This window comes from Polaromonas jejuensis NBRC 106434 (genome assembly GCF_001598235.1).
GTDB classification, from domain to species: domain Bacteria; phylum Pseudomonadota; class Gammaproteobacteria; order Burkholderiales; family Burkholderiaceae_C; genus Polaromonas; species Polaromonas jejuensis.
This window is the reverse complement of record NZ_BCYO01000029.1, coordinates 12,640-31,969: the sequence shown is the minus strand read 5'-3', so window position 1 is coordinate 31,969 and position 19,330 is coordinate 12,640. Positions and strand designations below refer to the sequence as shown.

Sequence of the window (19,330 nt, the reverse complement as noted above, 5' to 3'; positions counted from 1 at the left end):
GCTTGGTAGAGGTGGCCGATTTTGCCTTGCCGCCCGGGCTTCATGAAGGCTTCAGGGCGCGAGGCGCTCGACCAGGTATTCCTTGGCGTACCAGTAGGTCTCGGGTGTCTTGAAGGCGGCCATGGTGCCGTCCTTTTCGTCCTGCCGCGAGCGCAGGTCCCAGCGTTCGTCCAGAATGCGGCACTGCGCGCACGGCGGCTGGCCGACGCGCCGCTGTACCAGGGCATAGCGGCTGGTTTTGAAGAGCGCGTCCACATCCTGGTAGTCCACCGGCTGCTCGGCATAGTAGGGCACGATTTTGGCGCCCGGGATGATGAACTCGTAGCGCTCGAAGTGGCCGTTGAAATTGCTGGGCACCGACACCGCCTGGCCCAAGAGCCGGGCGTTGGTGTCGGCGCGAAAGCGCCCCAGTTCACCGTTGAAGGGGTTGGTGGCCCAGGCCAGCGCAAACAGCACGGCAAAGCCGGCGAGTGCGGTGACAGGCCGGGTCCATTCCTTTTTGAACATGCCGACCCCGCAGGCCAGCACGGTCGCGGCCAGGAACAGCCAGTACAGCGGCGAGTAAAGCCCGCTGTTTTGCGTGGCACGCAGGGCGCCATAGCCGATCAGGCCCATGGCCAGCGTGCCGATCAGGCAGACCAGCAGCGTGAGGCTGAACCAGATGCGGCCGATGCGCTCCCAGTACAGCGCGATCACGACGGCCAGGGCGGGCATGGCCGGAATCAGGTAGCGGGTCGAACGCTGGGTCGGCAGCATGAACACCAGCGCCAGGGCCAGCAGCCAGAGCCACATGACTTTCTCGGCGGCGCTGAGGGTCTGGGCCGTGCCGGCGCGCTGCCGGTAGCTGCGCCAGGCGGCCCAAAAGCCGCCGACCGAGAGCGGTAGCAGAAAGAGGGCATTCGAGAAGTAGCCCGTGAGGATGGTCAAAATGCCGCTGCTGCCGCTGAACGCGGTTTGGAAATAGCCGCGCGAGGAATTCATCTTGCCGGCGTTTTCACCGACCACAAACTCGCGCCAGACCTCGCCCGGCTGCGGGTCGATCACAAACCACAGGCCAAAAATCCCCAGACCGATGAGGCAGATGGCGGCAACCTTGACGGCATCCGGGACGATGCCGCGCCGGAAAATCTTCCAGGGGGCGAGCTTTGCGCCCACCATCTGGTAGCACAGCGCCAGCCCAAAACCGACCGGCACGACCATGGCGAAGGACTTGTAGAGGCAGCCAATGCCGATGGCAATGCCGGCCAGCAGCGGGAACTTCCAGCGCGAGGCCAGCAGTTTGGCCGGCGACCAGGCGACGGCAAAGAACACGCCAAACAGCCAGAAGGTCTCGGCGGCGCTGGTGAGGTAGGGGCGGCCGTAGCGGTAGGTGCTGAAGAAAGACAGGTAAACGATGGCGGCAATCGCCCCCATGACCTTGGCGTGGCGCTGGCGGTGCTCGGCGCTGACGCCGCTGGACAGCATCGAGGGATTGGTTTCGCTGCGGAACAGCTTCCAGGTCAGCAGCCCCACCATGAGCGCAATGCCCCAGGTGTAGGCCAGGCTGGGCAGGCGCAGGTTCAGCAGCGTCCAGTGATCGCCCCAGCCGCCCACCACCATGGCCTGCCAGAACAGCAGCGGCGGTTTGGTGTTGCGCATGAAGTCATAGGAGCTGACCAGCGGCAACCAATGGCCGGTCGCGGCCGTCAGCCTGGAAATGTGGGCATAGACCAGCTCATCGCCGTTGCGCGGGATGTGGTCGCCGCCCAGGCCAAACAGATAGCCCAGGGCCACCAGGACGGCCAGAACTATCCAGAGCGTGGGGGCGGGCAGGCGGGAGGTCGGTTTTTCAGGGCTTGTCATGAACGTTGGAGGGTGGTTCGGCGCCATCGTTCGCGGCGTCGGGGACTGGCATTTTCACGCGGTGGCGGCGGAAAGTCATGCGGTCATTGGCGACAAAGTTGGCCGCGCTGGCGATCACAATCGCCACCAGATTGGCCACGATGTAGTGCAGGTAGAGGGCCAGCCATTTGGTCAGCAGGGACTGGATCACGATGGACAAGGCCGCCGCCATCACGTACTTGGAGAACAGGAACAGGGCCGAATAATGGGCGGCGTGCTTGCGGTCGCGCCAGGTCAGGCGCCGGTTCCAGTAAAAGTTGCTGATGGTCGCCACGGTGATGGCCAGCGCAATCGAGTAACTGAGCCGCGTGTGAAAGTCGGCGATGCCGCGCAGCAAGAACTCCTGCGCCAGGTACAGCACCACAATATTGATCACCGTGCCGCTGGCGCCCACCACGCCAAACTTGATGAAGCGCCAGCGCGCCATGGGTTGAAGGCGCGCTGGCAGGCGGCTGATCACCGCCTCGGCAAAAGATCGTAGGATGGACATCGGCAGGGGTGGGTCAGGGCGCGGCCAGGCATTCGCGGGCCTTGGCCAGCACGGCGCTGGGGGCGATGACCTTGAGGCACTGGTTGTCGCCGTCGCAGTAGGACGAGCGGTGGTTGTAGGCGGTCAGGCAGGGCGAGCAGGGCCACTGGCTGTAAAAGGAATGGCACCTGGGCGTGACCGGGGCATAGAGGCTGGGGGTTTCGGGGCCAAACAGCATCAGCGTCCAGATCGGTGTCAGCGCCGCAAACTGGCCGGGGCCGCCGTCGTTGGTGACCAGCAGGCGCGCCACATGAAACAGCGCCAGCAGTTCGGAAATCGAGCGCGTGTAGCCGGTCAGGTCGATCACCGGGCTGGCCGACGTGTTGCCTGCAAAGGCACGGTTCACGCTGGCCACCAGTTCCCGGGCCAGGGCCTGGTCGTCCTTCAGGCCGATCACGGCCACGGCGCAGCCATCGGCCACCAGCCCTTCGCACAGCGCGGTGTAAGAGGCCAGGGGCCAGGCACGAATCGGCAAAATGCCGCCGCCGGGGTAGACCAGCGCCAGCGGCTTGCCCGCAATGGCCGGAAAGTCCTGCGCCAGCCGGCTTTGAATCTCCTGGATCAGGGCGGCATCCAGCTGAACGTGGGGCGGCGGCTTGACGGCAGCCATCACCGGCAGCTTGGACTTGGGCACGGCGGTCGAGTCAATCGCCCGCGCCAGCGTCAAAAACTGCGCACTGATGTGCTGGTAAGGGTTGTAGGGCACCGGCCGGTTGATGTGCGAGCCGCGGTACAGGCCTTCCTGCGTGTGGCGATGAAAGCCCACGCGCACGGCCGCGCCGCTGGCATAAGACAGCAGGCTGCTGATGCGCGAGAACAGCTCGCAGTCGATGGCGACATCCACATTCGCGCGGCGCAGCGCCCGCAGCGCCTGCCACAGGCTGGACAGCAGGCCGGTCAGCGACTTGTCATTGACCGTGTGCACGTTGGCCGGGTCCACCACCTTCATGAGGTCCAGGATTTCGCGGTTCTTGCGGAACAGCAGGGCATGCAGTTCGGCATTGGGATAGCGTGCCTTGAGGCGTGCAAACATGTCATGCGCCAGCACCAGGCTGCCCATTTCCGACAGCAGGATCACCACGATGGCGCGCGGCGCCTGGTCGGCGCTGGACGGCCCCTTGAACCAACCGGCGATTTTGTCCACGCCAGACACCGCCGCGCACAGCGGGATGCCGACCCAACGGTCAATCCATCGTTGCAGCTGGATGTTCATGCCTTAAACCCCTCGCTGCCGGTCGGCCCGGAACTGCGCCGCGAATTCGCCAAAGCGGCCGGCGTCCAGCGCATCGCGGATTTCCTGCATGAGGTTCAGGTAGTAGTGCAGGTTGTGGATGCTGGCCAGCATGGGGCCCAGCATTTCGCCGCAGCGGTCCAGGTGGTGCATGTAGGCGCGGGAAAAATTGCGGCAGGTGTAGCAGCTGCAGGTGGCATCCAGCGGCTGCTCGTCGGTCTTGTGGCGCGCGTTGCGGATTTTCAGGTCGCCAAAGCGCGTGAACATGTGGCTGTTGCGTGCATTGCGGGTCGGCATCACGCAGTCGAACATGTCCACGCCGGCGGCCACGCCTTCGACCAGGTCTTCCGGCGTGCCCACGCCCATCAGGTAGCGCGGTTTGTTCTTCGGCAGGCGGTGCGGCGTGTGCGCCATGATGCGCTGCATTTCTTCCTTGGGCTCGCCCACGCTGACGCCGCCGACGGCATAACCCGGAAAGTCCATCTCGACCAGCGCTTCAAGTGATTCCTGGCGCAGGTTCTCAAACATGCCGCCCTGGACAATGCCAAACAGCGCGTTCGGGTTCTCCAGCCGGGCAAATTCATCCTCGCAGCGCCTGGCCCAGCGCCGGCTCAGCTCCATGGAGTGGCGCGCTTCGGCTTCGGTGGTGATGTGGCCCTTGGTGTCGTAAGGCGTGCACTCGTCAAACTGCATGACGATGTCGCTGTTCAGAATCGTCTGGATCTGCATCGAGATCTCGGGCGTCAGGAACAGCTTGTCGCCGTTCACGGGCGAGGCGAACTTCACGCCTTCTTCGGAGATCTTGCGCATCTCGCCGAGCGACCAGACCTGGAAGCCGCCGCTGTCCGTGAGTATGGGCTTGTGCCAGCTCTCGAACTTGTGCAGGCCGCCAAACTGCTGCATCACGTCCAGGCCCGGACGCATCCAGAGGTGAAAGGTGTTGCCCAGGATGATTTGCGCGCCCATCTCGTGCAGCGACTGCGGCATCACGCCCTTGACGGTGCCATAGGTGCCGACCGGCATGAAGATGGGGGTTTGCACCGCGCCGTGGTTCAGGGTCAGCTGGCCGCGGCGGGCGTAGGAGCCGAGGTAGGCGCCTTCGGCCGCATCGGTTTTCAGGACTTCAAATTCGAGCATTCCGTGATTGTCGCAGGTGTGTTTAAACGCTCGCCGGCGGTGTTTGGCGGGCCAGCAGCATGGCGTCGCCGTAGCTGAAGAAGCGGTAGCGCTGCGCAATCGCGTGCTGGTACAGCGCCATGATGTGCGCGTGGCCCGACAAGGCGCTGACCAGCATCATCAAGGTGCTCTTGGGCAGGTGGAAGTTGGTCAGCAACAGGTCCACCACCTTGAATTCAAAGCCCGGCGTGATGAAGATGTTGGTGTCGTTGCAGGCGGGGCCGAACTGGGCCGCCGACTCCAGCGCCCGCACCGTGGTCGTGCCCACGGCCACCACGCGCCCGCCGCGCGCCTTGCAGGCGGCAACCGCCTCGTGCGTGGCGGGGGGCACTTCAAAGCGCTCGAAGTGCATGGTGTGCTCGGCGATGGTTTCGGTCTTCACGGGCTGGAAGGTGCCCGCGCCCACATGCAGCGTCACGCTGGCGCGTTCCACGCCACGCTCGGCCAGTTGCGCCAGCATGGCTTCGTCAAAATGCAGCGCGGCGGTCGGGGCCGCCACCGCGCCCGGGTGTTTGGCAAACACGGTCTGGTAGCGCCGCTCGTCTTCCGCCGAGTCGCCATGGGTGATGTAGGGCGGCAGCGGCACATGGCCATGCTGTGCCATCAGCGCATAGGGGTCGCTGCTGAACCGGAAGCGGTAGAGCGGCCCGTCGTCGTGGGGCCAGCGCCCCAGCAGGGTGGCGGTGAAGCCGCCCTCCATCTGCAGCACGGCGCCGGGCTGGGGTTTCTTGCTCACCTTCATGTGGGCGGCCACTTCATGACCTTCATCGGCATGGGGCGAAAGCACCCGTTCAATCAGTAGTTCCAGCTTGCCGCCGCTGGCCTTCTGGCCGAAGAGCCGCGCCTTGACGACCTTGGTGTCGTTGAACACCAGCAGGTCGCCGGGGGCAAGCAGGCCGGGCAGGTCGGCGAAGCGGCGATCTACCGGGGTGCTCTCCCGCCCGTCGAGCAGGCGCGAGGCGCTGCGCTCGGCGGCAGGGTGCTGGGCAATGAGTTCTTCGGGGAGTGTGAAATCAAAATCACTGAGGCTGAAATGCGTCTTCATGAAGGCACAATTGTCCCATGTCGCCACCCGGTGCCCCTGCCCTAAAACCTGCCCCGCCGGAGGGAATGGCCGAGGGCCGGCCCCTGTCCAAAGCCCAGCACGCCGCGCCGGCGGCCAAAGTTCCCGCCAAATCACCGGCGCAAAAGGCCCTCGACAAGCTGGGGCTGCGCCGCGACATCGACCTGGCCCTGCACCTGCCCCTGCGCTACGAGGACGAAACCCGCATCGCGCGGCTGGCGGATGCGCGGGACGGAGACCTGGTGCAGATCGAAGGCCAGGTGACGCACAGCGAGATCACGTTCAGACCGCGCCGCCAGCTGCGCGTGACGCTGGACGATGGCACAGGCAGCTGCGTGCTGCGCTTTCTCAATTTTTATCCCTCGCACCAGAAAACCCTGAGCGTGGGCAGCCAGGTGCGCGTGCGCGGTGAGCTGCGCGGCGGCTTTGTGGCCCGCGAGATGGTGCACCCCAGCTTCAGGCTGGCGGGCGGCGAGCTGCCGCAGTCCTTGAGCCCGGTGTATTCAACGGTGGCCGGTTTGCCGCAGGCTTATCTGCGCAAGGCCGTGCTCGGCGGCCTCGCCCGCGCCGACCTCAGTGAAACCATTCCTCCGGAATTTCTAAGCCAAATCGGGCCTCTGCCCTTGTCCAGCCTGCGCGATGCGCTACAGTTTTTGCACCACCCCAGGCCCGATGTGGCGCTTGCCGCGCTGGAGGACCGCAGCCACCCGGCCTGGCAACGCCTGAAGGCCGAGGAGTTGCTGGCCCAGCAGCTGTCGCAATTGCAGGCGCGGCGCGTGCGGGCCGCAATGCGCGCGCCCGCGCTGAACGGAGCGCTGAGGCGCGTCGGGCGGCAGGCCACCCTGCAAGCGCGATTGCTTGAAGGCCTGCCCTTTCGCCTGACCGCCGCCCAGCAGCGCGTCGGCGCAGAAATTGAAGCGGACCTGAAAAAGCACATCCCCATGCACCGCCTGCTGCAGGGCGATGTGGGCGCCGGCAAGACCGTGGTGGCGGCGCTGGCGGCGGCGCGCTGCATGGATGCGGGCTGGCAGTGCGCGCTGATGGCGCCCACCGAAATCCTGGCCGAGCAGCATTTCAGCAAGCTGGTCAGCTGGCTGGAGCCGCTGGGCGTCAAGACGGCCTGGCTGACCGGCAGCCAGAAAACCAAAAAGCGGCGCGAGATGCTGGCGCTGATTGAAAGCGGCGAGGCCGGTCTCGTCATAGGCACCCACGCCGTGATCCAGGACAAGGTGAGGTTCAAGAAGCTGGCACTCGCCATCATTGACGAGCAGCACCGCTTTGGCGTGGCGCAGCGGCTGGCCCTGCGCAGCAAAATGACCGGGGACGGTCAGGACAGCGGCCAGGAGCCGCACCTGCTCATGATGACCGCCACGCCGATTCCGCGCACCCTGGCCATGAGCTACTACGCCGACCTGGATGTCTCCACCCTCGATGAGCTGCCGCCCGGGCGCACGCCCATCACCACCAAGCTGGTGAACGACGCGCGGCGTGACGAGGTGATTGAGCGCATCCGCGGGCAGCTTCTAGAGGGCCGGCAGATTTACTGGGTCTGCCCGCTGATTGAAGAGAGCGAATCCATCGACCTGGTCAATGCCACGCAGACCCATGAAGACCTGAGCCGCGCGCTGCCCGGCGTGGGGGTGGGCCTGCTGCACTCGCGCATGCCGGTGGCCGAGAAGAAGGCGGTCATGAGCCTGTTCACAGAGGGCGTGATGGGGGTGCTGGTCAGCACCACCGTGATCGAGGTCGGCGTGGATGTGCCCAATGCCTCGCTGATGGTGATCGAGCATGCCGAGCGCTTTGGTTTGAGCCAGCTGCACCAGTTGCGCGGCCGGGTCGGGCGCGGCGCGGCGGCCTCGGCCTGCGTGCTGCTGTACTCGACTGGCGACGCGCCGCGGCTCGGTGAACTGGCGCGGGCGCGCCTCAAGGCCATGGCCGAGACGAATGACGGGTTTGAAATCGCCCGACGTGACCTGGAGATTCGCGGACCGGGCGAGTTTCTGGGGGCGCGGCAGTCGGGCGCGCCCTTGCTGCGTTTTGCCGATCTGGCCACTGATGCCGAGCTGCTGGCTTGGGCGCGAGAGCTGGCTCCCCTGATGCTGGACCGGCATGCCGGGCTGGCGCAGCGGCATATTCAGCGTTGGCTTGGTGGGAAGGCTGAGTTTTTGAAGGCTTGAGTTGTGAGGGCTAACGTAGGCAGTTTTTCACTGATTGCTGTGACTCATGCCCCAATGGCGTGAATTGACATGGGCCATGACGGCCTGCTGAATTTGTAGCGATATCCGGGCTCCGGATTGGGCTTGTTGAGGCCGCTTCAGGTCTGGCCGGGTTGCCCTTCACGACCAAGCCGGGTCTCGCCCCGGCGGGCGACTTACTTTGCTTTTGCTTCGCCAAAAGAAAGTAAGCAAAGAAAAGGCGACCCTACTGTCTGCGACCCTTCGCTGCGCTACGGGTACCCTGCGGTGCTCGCCTGGAGCGGGGTCCGCAGAACTCGCTTCGCTCAAACAACTGCGGCCCTTTTTCCGCTCCAGGCTCCGCTCCTCAGCGCATACAGAAGGGGGTGGGGAAACCAATACCAACAGCCCAATCCCGCAGAACGCGCTTTGCGCGTTCTGCTCCCCGATTCCGATTTCTTTCCCCCAAACCCGTCCTGGCTGGGCTGAGCAGCGCAGGAGGGGACGGATAAAAATTTTAGATGTCCGAAGGCGGCGAAGCCGACAAGTTTCTAAAATTTCCGTCCCCTTCGAGCAGCGCAAGTTGCCCGAAGCGCAGCGCAGGGACCCAGACTGCGGGTCGCCTTTCTTTTGGGTACTTTTCTTTGGCGAAGCAAAGAAAAGTGCCTCGCCCGCCGGGGCGAGACCCGGCCAGCCCAAGCACGCAAAGGGCAACCCGGCCAGACCAGAAACGACCTCAACAAACGCAGCCCGACCCCACCGCGAAAAGCATCACAATAAGCCCATGACGCTGACCGAACTCAAATACATCGTGGCCGTGGCCCGCGAGAAACACTTTGGCAAGGGCGCCGATGCCTGCCATGTGTCGCAGCCCACGCTCAGCGTGGCCATCAAGAAGCTCGAAGAAGAGCTGCAGGTCAAGCTGTTTGAGCGCAACGCCAACGAAATCACCGTGACCCCCTTGGGCGAGGAAATCGTGCGCCAGGCGCAAAGCGTGCTGGAGCAGGCCGAAAACATCCGCGAGATCGCCAAGCGCGGCAAGGACCCGCTGGCCGGCGCCTTGCGGCTGGGCGTGATCTACACCATTGGCCCCTACCTGCTGCCTGACCTGGTGCGCCAGGCGATTGCCCACACGCCGCAAATGCCGCTGATGCTGCAGGAAAACTTCACCGTCAAGCTGCTCGAGGAGCTGCGCACCGGCGAGATCGACTGTGCGATTCTGGCCGAACCCTTCCCCGACACCAACCTGGCGATTGCGCCGCTGTACGACGAGCCCTTCATGGCGGCGGTGCCCAGCGCCCACCCGCTGGCCGCGCGCAGCAGCGTGTCGGCCGATGAACTCAAGAAGGAAACCATGCTGCTGCTGGGCACGGGGCACTGCTTTCGCGACCATGTGCTGGAGGTCTGCCCCGAGTTCGCGCATTTTTCCAGCAGCGCCGACGGCATACGCAAGAGCTTCGAGGGCTCCTCGCTGGAAACCATCAAGCACATGGTGGCCGCCGGTATGGGCATCACGCTGGTGCCGCGCCTGGGCGTGCCCAAGGGCGCGCTGGCCGAGCAGGCCGCCGCCAAAAAAGGCGGCAAAAACGCCGAAGGGGCCGAGTCTCCCGTGTACATCAAATACCTGCCGTTCAAGGGCCATGTGCCCAGCCGGCGCGTGGTGCTGGCCTGGCGCCGCAGTTTCACGCGCTACGAGGCCATCGCCGCACTGCGCAACGCCATTTATGCCTGTGAACTGCCGGGTGTCACGCGCCTGTCCTGAGGCCTTTGCCGGCCGCTCTATGATGCTTGCAGTCGGCGGCTGTGGCTGCTCGCCGCTTTGATGTCGTCAAATGCAGATTCCCTGAAATTGTTTTTAAAAAAGGAAAATCATGGCCAAGCCTTCTTCCAAAGTTGACGTGAAAGCCCCTGTGAAAGCCGCGCCAGGCATCAACATCGGCATCAGTGAAAAGGACCGTGCAGCGATTGCCAAGGGGCTCAGCCGCCTGCTGGCCGACACCTACACGCTTTACCTGACCACGCACAACTTCCACTGGAATGTGACGGGGCCCATGTTCAACACCCTGCACCTCATGTTCATGACGCAGTACACCGAGCTGTGGGCTGCCGTGGACCCGGTGGCCGAGCGCATCCGCTCGCTGGGCCATCCCGCCCCTGGCTCTTACGCGCAGTTCAGCAAGCTGGCCTCGCTGCCGGACGTGCCCGCCACGCCGCCCAAGGCGCTGGAAATGGTGCGCATCCTGGTGCAGGGCCATGAGGCCGTGGCCCGTACCGCCCGCGAGCTGTTCCCCCTGGCCGACAAGGCCAGCGACGAGCCCACCGCCGACCTGCTGACCCAGCGCCTGACGGTGCACGAGCAGACCGCCTGGATGCTGCGTTCCCTGCTCGAAGAATAAGAAAAGCGCCAGCGCTCCTCACGTCCGGCCCTGATTTTCAAGATGACAGACCGCAGCCCCGGCAAGCTTTCCCTCTATCTGCAACTGATACGCTGGAACCGGCCTGCCGGCTGGCTGCTGCTGCTCTGGCCGACCCTGTCCGCGCTCTGGATTGCCGCGCACGGCTTTCCGGGCTGGCAGTTGCTGACGGTGTTCACCTTGGGGACCTTTCTGATGCGCAGTGCCGGTTGCTGCGTCAATGACGTGGCCGACCGCGACTTTGACCGGCATGTGAAGCGCACGGCCCAGCGGCCCGTGACCAGCGGGGCTTTGTCCAGCAAGGAGGCGCTGGCCGTGGGGGCGGTGCTGGCGCTGCTGGCCTTTGGGTTGGTGCTTACTACCAATACCGTCACCGTCGCCTGGTCGTTTGCCGCGCTGGCGGTGACGCTGGTGTACCCGTTTGCCAAGCGTTATGTGTCCATGCCGCAGGCGGTGCTGGGCGTGGCCTTCAGCTTCGGCATCCCGATGGCGTTTTCGGCGGTGCAGTCGCGCGTGCCCCTGCTGGCCTGGGTGCTGGTGTTGGGCAACCTGTTCTGGGTGCTGGCCTACGACACCGAGTACGCCATGGTGGACCGCGACGACGACCTGCTGATCGGCATGAAGACCTCGGCCATCACGCTGGGGCGCTTCGACGTGATCGGGGTCCTGTCGTTTTACCTTGTTTTCTTGGTCATTTGGGCTGTGGCCCTGATGGATTATGTGCAGCCAGCTATCTATTCAGTAGCGATTGCGGTGGCTGCGCTGCAAGCCCTGTGGCACGGGGTGCTGATCCGCAAGCGCGAGCGCGGCGACTGCTTCAAGGCCTTTCGCCTCAATCACTGGCTGGGATTCACCGTGTTTGCCGGCGTCGCCTTGTCTTACCTGGTCGCTTGAGTCGGGCCTGTGCCCCCCATCCCCATGAAAAAAGCCCGCGCATGGCGGGCTTTGCGAAACCTTCATCGGTCGGATCCGCTGGACCCGTCCCATGAGGCGTTGCGCTCCTCTTATTGAGCGGCTGCTTTTTTAGCCGATTTGGCTTTGCTCTTGTGCTTGGCCTTGTGCTTGGCTTTGGCCTTCATGGGCGCGGCTTCTTTAGCAGCGGGCGCAGCGGCAGGTGCGGCAGCCGGGGCGGCGGCAGGTGCTGCAGCGGGTGCTGCGGGGGCCTGGGCTGCGGCTGGCGTGGAGATCACGGCCAGGGGCATGGCGAGTACAGCGGCGCTGGCGAGGATGGACAGGATTTTTTTCATGAGGAACTCCGGAGTTTAGAAAAGTACTTACGCGGGGGCTGCCGGCTCGTGGTTGACGGCAAGCGGCACCTGCGTGCACCCTTAACGTCGGCGGACGCGCGGCGGTTGACGCACATCATCAATGTGTTTTGTTGCTATCACAACCATAGCTCTTGGCGTCCGTTCTGCAAGGGCTGGGGGCTGATTGGATGCGGAAAATGCTCAGCCGGCGCCGAATTCATCACCCAGTTCGCCGGCGCGCTGCCTGGCGGCCTGCATGGCGCGGATGAAGCGGGGCTTGATGTCGTCGGCCTCCATGGCGCTCAGGGCGGCGTAGGTGGTGCCGCCTTTGGAGGTCACGCGCGCGCGCAGCACTTCAGGCGGCTCCTCGGCGTCCTTGGCCAGCGCCGAGGCGCCGACAAAGGTGCCAATGGCCAGCTTCCGGGCCTGCTCGCGGCTCAAGCCCATGTCGAGGCCGGCCTGGATCATGGCCTCCATGAAATAAAAGACATAGGCCGGGCCCGAGCCTGAGAGGGCGGTCACGGCGTCCAGCTGCTCTTCCTGGCTCAGCCACAGATAGTCGCCGGTGGTCTGGATCACGCGTTCGACCGCGCGCTGGTCAGGCGCGGCCGCGGCGGGGCGGGCGAAGAGGGCGGTCATGCCCTTGCCGACCAGGGCCGGCGTGTTGGGCATGGCGCGCACGATGCGTTCGGTGCCCAGCCACTGGGCAATGCTGCTTGAACGGATGCCGGCGGCCACGCTGAGATGCAGCGCCCCGGCCGTATGGGGGCAGGCTTGCGCCGCGGCTTCCTTGAAGGTCTGGGGCTTGACCGCCCAGACCACCAGCGTGGCACGGCTCAAGGAGGCCTGGGGCGTTTCGCTGACGGCGACCTGAAACTGCTGCTGCAGCCTGGCGCGCTGCTCGGCGAAAGGCTCGACGACCTGAATCTGGCTGGCCGGCAGGCCTTGCCTGAGGAGGCCGCCCAGGATGGCGCTGGCCATGTTGCCGCCGCCTATGAAGGCGATGTGTTCGTTGCGGGTGTCGGGGTGTGGAGTGTTCATGGATGTGTTGCCTGGCGGAGTTGGGGCGGCGTGCAAGCATCCGCCCCGTAGCGGATTGTCGCCGAACCGGCGCCCCGTTTATTGCAGCACGGTCTGCCTGACCGCGTGCTCCCATTGTTCCATCAGCGCGGCGGCGCGGTCCGCACTCAGCGTGGGCAAAAAGGTGCGCTCGGCGCGCCACATGCCTGAGAGTTCCCCGGTGCTGCGGTAGACGCCGCTGGACAGGCCCGCCAGGTAGGCGGCGCCCAGCGCGGTGGTTTCCGTCACGGCGGGGCGCACTACGGGAATGCCCAGCAAATCGGCCTGGAACTGCATCAGCAAGTCGTTGATGCAGGCCCCGCCATCGACGCGCAATTCGGCCACCGGCGCCGCGCCGGCGCTGACCGCATCGCGGCTCATGGCCTGCAGCAGGGCGGCGCTCTGGTAGGCAATGCTCTCCAGCGCCGCGCGTGCAATGTGGGCCAGGGTGGTGCCGCGCGTCAGGCCGGTAATCGTGCCGCGCGCATCCGGTTTCCAGTAAGGCGCGCCCAGGCCGGTGAAGGCCGGCACCATCATCACGCCGCCGGAGTCGGGCACGCTCTGCGCCAGCGCCTGCACTTCGCTGCTGCCCTGGATGGCGTGCAGGCCGTCGCGCAGCCACTGCACCACCGCGCCGCCCACAAATACGCTGCCCTCAATGGCAAATTCAGGCTGCCACGTGGCCTGTCCAGCGTCGGGCCGCCCCAAGCTGGACAACGCCCCCTCGGGGGGCAGTGCAGTACGCGAAGCGACGAGCGTGGGGGCTATTTGAGCCGCGCTGGTGGTGAGCAGACCGTTGCGCGAGGTCTGGAACTGCTGGCCGGTGTGCATCAGCATGAAGCAGCCCGTGCCATAGGTGTTTTTGGCCATACCGGCCTTGAAGCAGGCCTGGCCGAAGAGGGCGCTTTGCTGGTCGCCGGCGACGCCGCCAATCACGATGGCGTGGCCCAGCAGTTCGGGCCGGACCTCGCCGTAATACGCGCTGGATGGTTTCACTTCGGGCATGAGGGAGGCGGGAATCTCCAGCAGCTCCAGCAGCTCGCTGTCCCACTGGTTGCTGTGCACGTTGAACAGCATGGTGCGCGACGCATTGCTGACATCGGTGGCATGCAGCGCGCCGCCGGTCAGCTGCCACATCAGCCAGCTGTCTATGGTGCCGAAGGCCAGTTCGCCGCGATCGGCCTGCGCGCGGGCGCCGGGCACATGGTCGAGCAGCCACTTGAGCTTGCTGCCTGAAAAGTAGGCATCCACCGGCAGGCCGGTTTTGGACTGGATCAGCGCTTCCTTGCCCTGCGCGCGCAGCTGGGCGCAGGTGGCTTCGGCGCGCCTGTCCTGCCAGACGATGGCGTGGTGAATGGGCTGGCCGGTCTGGCGGTTCCAGACCACCGTGGTTTCGCGCTGGTTGGTGATGCCTAAAGCGTGGATGTCGCTGGCCTTCAGGCCGGCCTTCTCCAGCGCTTGCCGGGCGGTCGCCAGCTGGCTGCGCCAGATTTCCATGGCGTCGTGCTCGACCCAGCCCGGCTTGGGGTAGATCTGGGGCAGCTCCTTTTGGGCCATGGCCAGCACATGGCCTTGCGCGTCGAACACGATGCTGCGTGAGCTGGAGGTGCCCTGGTCGAGCGCGAGCAGATAAGTCATGGCGTCAGTCCGGTAGAGGTTGTGAATGGCGTGAGGCTTGCTCAGGCGTGGGCGACTTCGCAGCGCACGTCCGCTTCTTCAAGCAAGCCGGGGAAGGGCTCGGGCGGGGCCTGGTCGGTGAACAGGCGGTCAATCTGTGACAGCCGGGCCAGCTCGACCATGGCGGGGCGGTTGAATTTGCTGCCGTCGGCGGCCAGCCAGACCTCGCGGGCGTGGGCAATGATGGTTTGGGCCACCTTGACTTCCCGGTAGTCAAAGTCGCGCAGGCTGCCATCCGGCTCGATGCCGGAGATGCCAATGACCGCAATGTCCACCCGGAACTGGCGTATGAAGTCCACGGCCGCCTCGCCCACGATGCCGCGGTCGCGCGCGCGGACCACGCCGCCGGTCACGATGACCTCGCAGTCCGGATTGCCGCACAAAATGGCCGCCACGTTCAGGTTGTTGGTGATGACGCGCAGACCGGTGTGGTGCAGCAAGGCCCTGGCCACGGCCTCGATGGTGGTGCCGATGTTGAGCATCAGCGAGCAGTCGTTGGGAATGCACCGGGCCACCGCCCGGGCGATACGTGCCTTGCCTTCGGCGTGCAGGCTTTCGCGCTGCTGGTGCGCCAGGTTCTCCACCGTCGAGCTGGGCACCCGCACGCCGCCATGAAAGCGCGCCAGCAGGCCGGCATCGGCCAGGCGCTGCACGTCGCGGCGAACCGTTTGCAGCGTGACGTTCAGCTGCTCGGAGAGTTGCTCAACAGAGGCGGCCCCCTGGGCGCGCACGAGGTCAAGAAGCTTGAGTTGCCGGGGATTGGAGTTCACGCGATCGGTTACATGAAAGGGTAGTGCACACTCTACACCGAAACAAAAGGAATATCTATGGGGCAAATAATTAGACAAAACAAACACAAAGGAAGAAAATAGAACGCATTCGAATGCTTCGAACACCAACCGGGAAGAAATCCATGAGCACCTCCACCCTGCCAGCGCCAACACGGCGCCATGAGCTGATCAGCCGTCTCGCCGAGCCACGCCAGTACGACCTGGCCGTGATTGGCGGCGGCGCCACCGGCCTGGGCGTGGCGCTCGACGCTGCGGCGCGCGGTTTCTCCGTGGTGCTGCTGGAATCGCATGACTTTGCCAAGGGCACCTCGTCGCGTGCCACCAAACTGGTGCATGGGGGCGTGCGCTACCTGGCCCAAGGCAATATTTCGCTGGTGCGCGAGGCCTTGCGGGAGCGCGCCACGCTGCTGGCCAATGCGCCGCACCTGGCGCAGCCGCTGCCTTTTGTGATGCCTTCATATAAGGTATGGGAGGCGCCGTTCTATGGCGTGGGGCTCAAGATGTATGACGCCCTGGCGGGCAAGGCTGGATTGGGGGCCACGGAGTTTTTGAGCCGGAACGAAACCCTGCAGCGCCTGCCCACGGTGCAGCCGCAAGGCCTCAAGGGCGGCGTGAAGTACTGGGACGGCCAGTTCGACGACGCCCGGCTGGCGCTGGCGCTGGCCCGCACGGCGGCCCGGCAGGGTGCGCTGCTGGTCAATTACTGTGCAGCCACGGGGCTGCTCCACGAGAACGGCAAATTGGCGGGCTTGCAGGCCCAAGACCAGGAAACTGGCCGCTCCTTTGAGCTGCGTGCCCATTGCGTGGTGAACGCGGCCGGCGTGTGGGTAGATCAGTTCCGCCTGCAGGACGGGCAGGCCATTGGCCGGGATGCCAAACCGATGGTCGCGCCCAGCCAGGGCGTGCATATCGTGGTGGACCGTTCGTTTCTGCCCACGGACCATGCCATGCTGATACCGAAAACAGCGGACGGCCGGGTGTTGTTTGCCGTGCCCTGGCTGGGCAAGGTCATCCTGGGCACCACCGATACGCCGCGCGATGACCTGGCCCGCGAGCCGCTGCCGTTCAAGGAGGAGGTCGATTTCATTCTGCGCGAATCGGCCCGTTACCTGAGCCGCGCGCCTGGGCCGGCCGACATCAAGAGTATCTGGGTCGGGCTGCGGCCGCTGGTCAAGCCGGCCGATGAGGACGCCGGCAGCACCCAGGCGCTGTCGCGCGAGCACACGGTGCTGGTCAGCAAAAGCGGCCTGGTGACGGTAACCGGCGGTAAATGGACCACTTACCGGGCCATGGCTGAGGATGTGCTCAATCAATGCTTTGCCGCTTCGCTGCTGCCTGCGCGCACCGGCCTGTCCACCGAGCGGCTGCCGCTGGTGGGGGCGCAAAAGTCGGCCGTCAAGATCAGCGCGGCCCCCGGTCTGCACCTCTATGGCTGCGAGGCGGCGGCCGTGCAGGCCCTGCCGGGGGCCGGCCATGCGCTGGGCGACGGCTTGACCGAGGCCATGGTGCGTTTTGCGGCGCGCTACGAGTACGCCCGTTGCGTGGAAGACGTGCTGGCCCGCCGCTCCCGCTTGTTGTTCCTGGATGCGGCACTGGCGCGCGCCATAGCGCCGGAAGTGGCCAGGCTGCTGGCGGAAGAGAGCGGCGTGGACCCCCAGCTGGACGCCTTTTTGGCGCTGTGCGGCCAATACCTGCGCCTGCCGGTCTGATGGGGCTTTGGCCGCGGGCATGAAGGTCTTTTGCTCCTATATTGATAGCAATTAAGGCTCTTCTGTATTGGGCTAGGTGCCAATTTCATCGTTAAATTTCGGCTGGCCCGGGTATCCCGGATTGCCGTCCCGGGGCTTGCCGATGGGAGTGGCTCCGGCCGGCTTGCCAGGTATTTTCAACTTTTTGGGGATATTTCCACCAAGGGTTGTTGACAGTGGAAATCGCTTTTGCCATAATGGAGGGCTTCGCTCTAAAGGCGGGGACTTCTGCCCAGCGGAAGCATCGCAAGTGGTTTGCGGTGTGGACGACGGGCCCAAGACTGATTGGCTGGTGGCTTCAAGCGAAAGCAAAAGGCTGCCTTCCGGTGCAAGTTGGGACTAAATTAAATGATTCAAACGCAATCCAAACTCGATGTTGCTGACAACACGGGTGCTAAATCCGTGATGTGCATCAAAGTGCTGGGCGGCTCCAAGCGCCGGTACGCCAGCGTTGGTGACGTCATCAAGGTGAGCATCAAAGAAGCTGCGCCACGTGGCCGCGTCAAAAAAGGCGAGGTTTACAGTGCCGTGGTCGTTCGTACCGCCAAGGGTATCCGCCGCGGTGATGGCTCGCTCGTCAAATTCGATGGCAACGCAGCCGTGTTGCTTAATGCCAAGCTGGAGCCTATCGGCACCCGCATCTTCGGACCAGTGACGCGCGAATTGCGCACTGAAAAGTTCATGAAGATCGTGTCCCTGGCTCCTGAAGTTCTGTAAGGACGCGCCATGAACAAGATTCGCAAGGGCGACGAAATCATCGTTATCGCAGGTCGCGATAAGGGTAAGCGCGGCAAGATTTCGCTGCGCGTTGACGACAGCCATGTGCTGGTTGACGGCATTAACTTGGTGAAGAAGCACACCAAGCCAAATCCGCTCAAGGGCACCACCGGTGGCATCGTTGAAAAAAGCATGCCGATTCACCAATCCAATGTGGCGATTTTCAACGCCGCAACGGGCAAGGCGGATCGTGTTGGTATCAAGTTGTTGGCTGACGGCAAAAAAGTGCGCGTCTTCAAGTCCAGCGGCGATGAAATTAAGGCTGCATAAACATGGCACGCTTCCAAGATCAATTCCGCGAGAAAATCGCGCCCAGCCTGATTGAGAAATTTGGCTACACCTCGCCCATGCAGGTGCCCCGCATCACCAAGATCACGCTCAACATGGGCGTGAGCGAGGCGGTTGCCGACAAGAAGGTCATGGACAACGCCGTTGGCGACATGACCAAGATTGCCGGCCAGAAGCCTGTGGTGACCAAGGCCAAGAAGGCGATCGCTGGTTTCAAAATCCGCGAAGACCTGCCTATCGGTTGCATGGTGACCCTGCGTGGCGTGAAGATGTATGAATTCCTCGATCGTTTCGTCACCGTGGCTCTGCCCCGCGTGCGTGACTTCCGTGGTATTTCCGGTCGTGCCTTTGATGGCCGCGGCAACTACAACATCGGCGTCAAAGAGCAGATTATTTTCCCTGAAATTGAGTACGACAAGGTCGATGCCCTGCGCGGTCTCAATATCAGCATTACCACAACGGCCAAGACCGATGAAGAGTGCAAAGCCCTCCTCACCGCCTTCCGTTTTCCGTTCAAGAACTGAGGCGGGATATGGCAAAACAAGCATTACTGCAACGTGAACTGAAGCGCGACAAGCTCGCCGCCAAGTTCGCCAAGAAATACGCTGAACTCAAGGCGACGTCGACCGACGCCAAGCGCTCCGATGAAGAGCGTGCGCTGGCCCGTCTTGAGCTGCAAAAGTTGCCCCGCAACGCCAACCCGACTCGTCAGCGCAACCGCTGCGCGATCACGGGTCGCCCACGCGGTACGTTCCGTCAATTCGGCCTGGCTCGCGCCAAGATCCGTGAGTTGGCTTTTGCTGGTGATATCCCTGGTATCACCAAGGCAAGCTGGTAAGCAATAGGAGAACCGCAAATGAGTATGAGTGATCCTATCGCCGACATGTTGACCCGCATCCGCAATGCACAAATGGTTGAAAAAGCCGTTGTGCTGGTGCCGTCTTCAAAAGTCAAGGTTGCCATTGCACAGGTGTTGAAAGATGAAGGCTACATTGATGGCTTTTCTGTCAAGACCGATGATGGCAAGTCCCAATTGGAAATCGCCCTGAAGTATTACGCAGGCAAGCCCGTGATTGAGCGCATCGAGCGCGTCAGCCGCCCCGGCCTGCGCGTTTACAAAGGTCATGGCGCCATTCCCCAGGTCATGAATGGCCTCGGTGTGGCAATTGTCACGACGCCCCAGGGTGTCATGACGGATCGCAAGGCACGCGCTACCGGTATCGGTGGCGAAGTGCTGTGCTACGTGGCCTAACGGCGGCATTGAGGAGAAACTGA

Annotated in this window: 19 protein-coding genes; 10 read left to right on the top strand and 9 right to left on the bottom strand. The window is 64.0% G+C overall.

Annotation, left to right across the window (positions count from 1 at the left end; all coding sequences use genetic code 11):
- Positions 1-51: 51 nt before the first annotated feature.
- The 5 genes from PJE01S_RS20980 to queA are packed head-to-tail and all read right to left on the bottom strand — an operon-like array spanning position 52 to position 5,862.
- Positions 52-1,842, bottom strand: a complete 1,791-nt coding sequence (locus PJE01S_RS20980) for an ArnT family glycosyltransferase (protein WP_068835618.1) — start codon at positions 1,840-1,842, stop codon at positions 52-54.
- A complete protein-coding gene (locus tag PJE01S_RS20975) occupies positions 1,829-2,371 on the bottom strand; it encodes a GtrA family protein (RefSeq protein ID WP_068835616.1) in 543 nt (180 codons plus the stop codon). Before PJE01S_RS20975 ends, PJE01S_RS20980 begins: the two co-directional genes overlap by 14 nt.
- A gap of 13 nt (positions 2,372-2,384) precedes the next feature.
- Complete coding sequence (locus PJE01S_RS20970) at positions 2,385-3,623, bottom strand: glycosyltransferase family 9 protein (RefSeq protein WP_068835615.1); 1,239 nt, start codon at positions 3,621-3,623, stop codon at positions 2,385-2,387.
- Positions 3,624-3,626: 3 nt separating this feature from the next.
- Positions 3,627-4,778 (bottom strand): tRNA guanosine(34) transglycosylase Tgt, encoded by a 1,152-nt coding sequence (gene tgt / locus PJE01S_RS20965; protein ID WP_068835613.1) that lies wholly within the window; start codon positions 4,776-4,778, stop codon positions 3,627-3,629.
- Positions 4,779-4,800: 22 nt separating this feature from the next.
- A complete protein-coding gene (queA, locus tag PJE01S_RS20960) occupies positions 4,801-5,862 on the bottom strand; it encodes a tRNA preQ1(34) S-adenosylmethionine ribosyltransferase-isomerase QueA (protein ID WP_068835611.1) in 1,062 nt (353 codons plus the stop codon).
- Positions 5,863-5,879: 17 nt separating this feature from the next.
- On the opposite strand from queA, the gene recG reads away from it, so the two are divergent.
- The 4 genes from recG to ubiA all read left to right on the top strand — a co-directional run bounded on the left by recG (position 5,880) and on the right by ubiA (position 11,362).
- Entirely contained in the window at positions 5,880-8,057 is a 2,178-nt protein-coding gene (gene recG / locus PJE01S_RS20955) for an ATP-dependent DNA helicase RecG (RefSeq protein WP_068835609.1), read from the top strand.
- A gap of 781 nt (positions 8,058-8,838) precedes the next feature.
- Complete coding sequence (locus PJE01S_RS20950) at positions 8,839-9,816, top strand: LysR substrate-binding domain-containing protein (RefSeq protein ID WP_068835608.1); 978 nt, start codon at positions 8,839-8,841, stop codon at positions 9,814-9,816.
- Positions 9,817-9,925: 109 nt separating this feature from the next.
- Complete coding sequence (locus PJE01S_RS20945) at positions 9,926-10,450, top strand: Dps family protein (RefSeq protein ID WP_068835606.1); 525 nt, start codon at positions 9,926-9,928, stop codon at positions 10,448-10,450.
- A gap of 42 nt (positions 10,451-10,492) precedes the next feature.
- Positions 10,493-11,362 (top strand): 4-hydroxybenzoate octaprenyltransferase, encoded by an 870-nt coding sequence (gene ubiA / locus PJE01S_RS20940; protein WP_068835604.1) that lies wholly within the window; start codon positions 10,493-10,495, stop codon positions 11,360-11,362.
- A 110-nt stretch (positions 11,363-11,472) separates the two neighbouring features.
- Here ubiA and PJE01S_RS20935 read toward each other — a convergent pair whose 3' ends face one another.
- The 4 genes from PJE01S_RS20935 to PJE01S_RS20920 all read right to left on the bottom strand — a co-directional run bounded on the left by PJE01S_RS20935 (position 11,473) and on the right by PJE01S_RS20920 (position 15,221).
- Positions 11,473-11,715, bottom strand: a complete 243-nt coding sequence (locus tag PJE01S_RS20935; RefSeq protein ID WP_068835602.1) for a hypothetical protein — start codon at positions 11,713-11,715, stop codon at positions 11,473-11,475.
- A gap of 201 nt (positions 11,716-11,916) precedes the next feature.
- On the bottom strand, positions 11,917-12,756 hold the full coding sequence (gene proC, locus PJE01S_RS20930; protein WP_068835600.1) for a pyrroline-5-carboxylate reductase: 840 nt from the start codon (positions 12,754-12,756) through the stop codon (positions 11,917-11,919).
- A 78-nt stretch (positions 12,757-12,834) separates the two neighbouring features.
- Complete coding sequence (gene glpK, locus PJE01S_RS20925) at positions 12,835-14,412, bottom strand: glycerol kinase GlpK (RefSeq protein WP_068835598.1); 1,578 nt, start codon at positions 14,410-14,412, stop codon at positions 12,835-12,837.
- A 41-nt stretch (positions 14,413-14,453) separates the two neighbouring features.
- A complete protein-coding gene (locus tag PJE01S_RS20920; protein WP_068835596.1) occupies positions 14,454-15,221 on the bottom strand; it encodes a DeoR/GlpR family DNA-binding transcription regulator in 768 nt (255 codons plus the stop codon).
- A 143-nt stretch (positions 15,222-15,364) separates the two neighbouring features.
- On the opposite strand from PJE01S_RS20920, the gene PJE01S_RS20915 reads away from it, so the two are divergent.
- From PJE01S_RS20915 to rpsH, 6 genes are all read left to right on the top strand, one after another.
- Entirely contained in the window at positions 15,365-16,951 is a 1,587-nt protein-coding gene (locus PJE01S_RS20915; protein ID WP_068835595.1) for a glycerol-3-phosphate dehydrogenase/oxidase, read from the top strand.
- Positions 16,952-17,338: 387 nt separating this feature from the next.
- Entirely contained in the window at positions 17,339-17,707 is a 369-nt protein-coding gene (gene rplN / locus PJE01S_RS20910) for a 50S ribosomal protein L14 (protein ID WP_007869247.1), read from the top strand.
- Positions 17,708-17,716: 9 nt separating this feature from the next.
- Positions 17,717-18,037, top strand: coding sequence for a 50S ribosomal protein L24 (gene rplX / locus PJE01S_RS20905; RefSeq protein WP_068835594.1), 321 nt, complete (start codon positions 17,717-17,719; stop codon positions 18,035-18,037).
- 2 nt (positions 18,038-18,039) lie between these two features.
- A complete protein-coding gene (rplE, locus tag PJE01S_RS20900; protein WP_068835592.1) occupies positions 18,040-18,579 on the top strand; it encodes a 50S ribosomal protein L5 in 540 nt (179 codons plus the stop codon).
- 8 nt (positions 18,580-18,587) lie between these two features.
- Entirely contained in the window at positions 18,588-18,893 is a 306-nt protein-coding gene (gene rpsN, locus PJE01S_RS20895) for a 30S ribosomal protein S14 (RefSeq protein ID WP_068835590.1), read from the top strand.
- 18 nt (positions 18,894-18,911) lie between these two features.
- Positions 18,912-19,307 carry a 30S ribosomal protein S8 gene (gene rpsH / locus PJE01S_RS20890; RefSeq protein ID WP_068835588.1) on the top strand — a complete coding sequence of 132 codons (396 nt, stop codon included), beginning with the start codon at positions 18,912-18,914 and terminating at the stop codon, positions 19,305-19,307.
- The last annotated feature ends 23 nt before the right edge of the window (positions 19,308-19,330 follow it).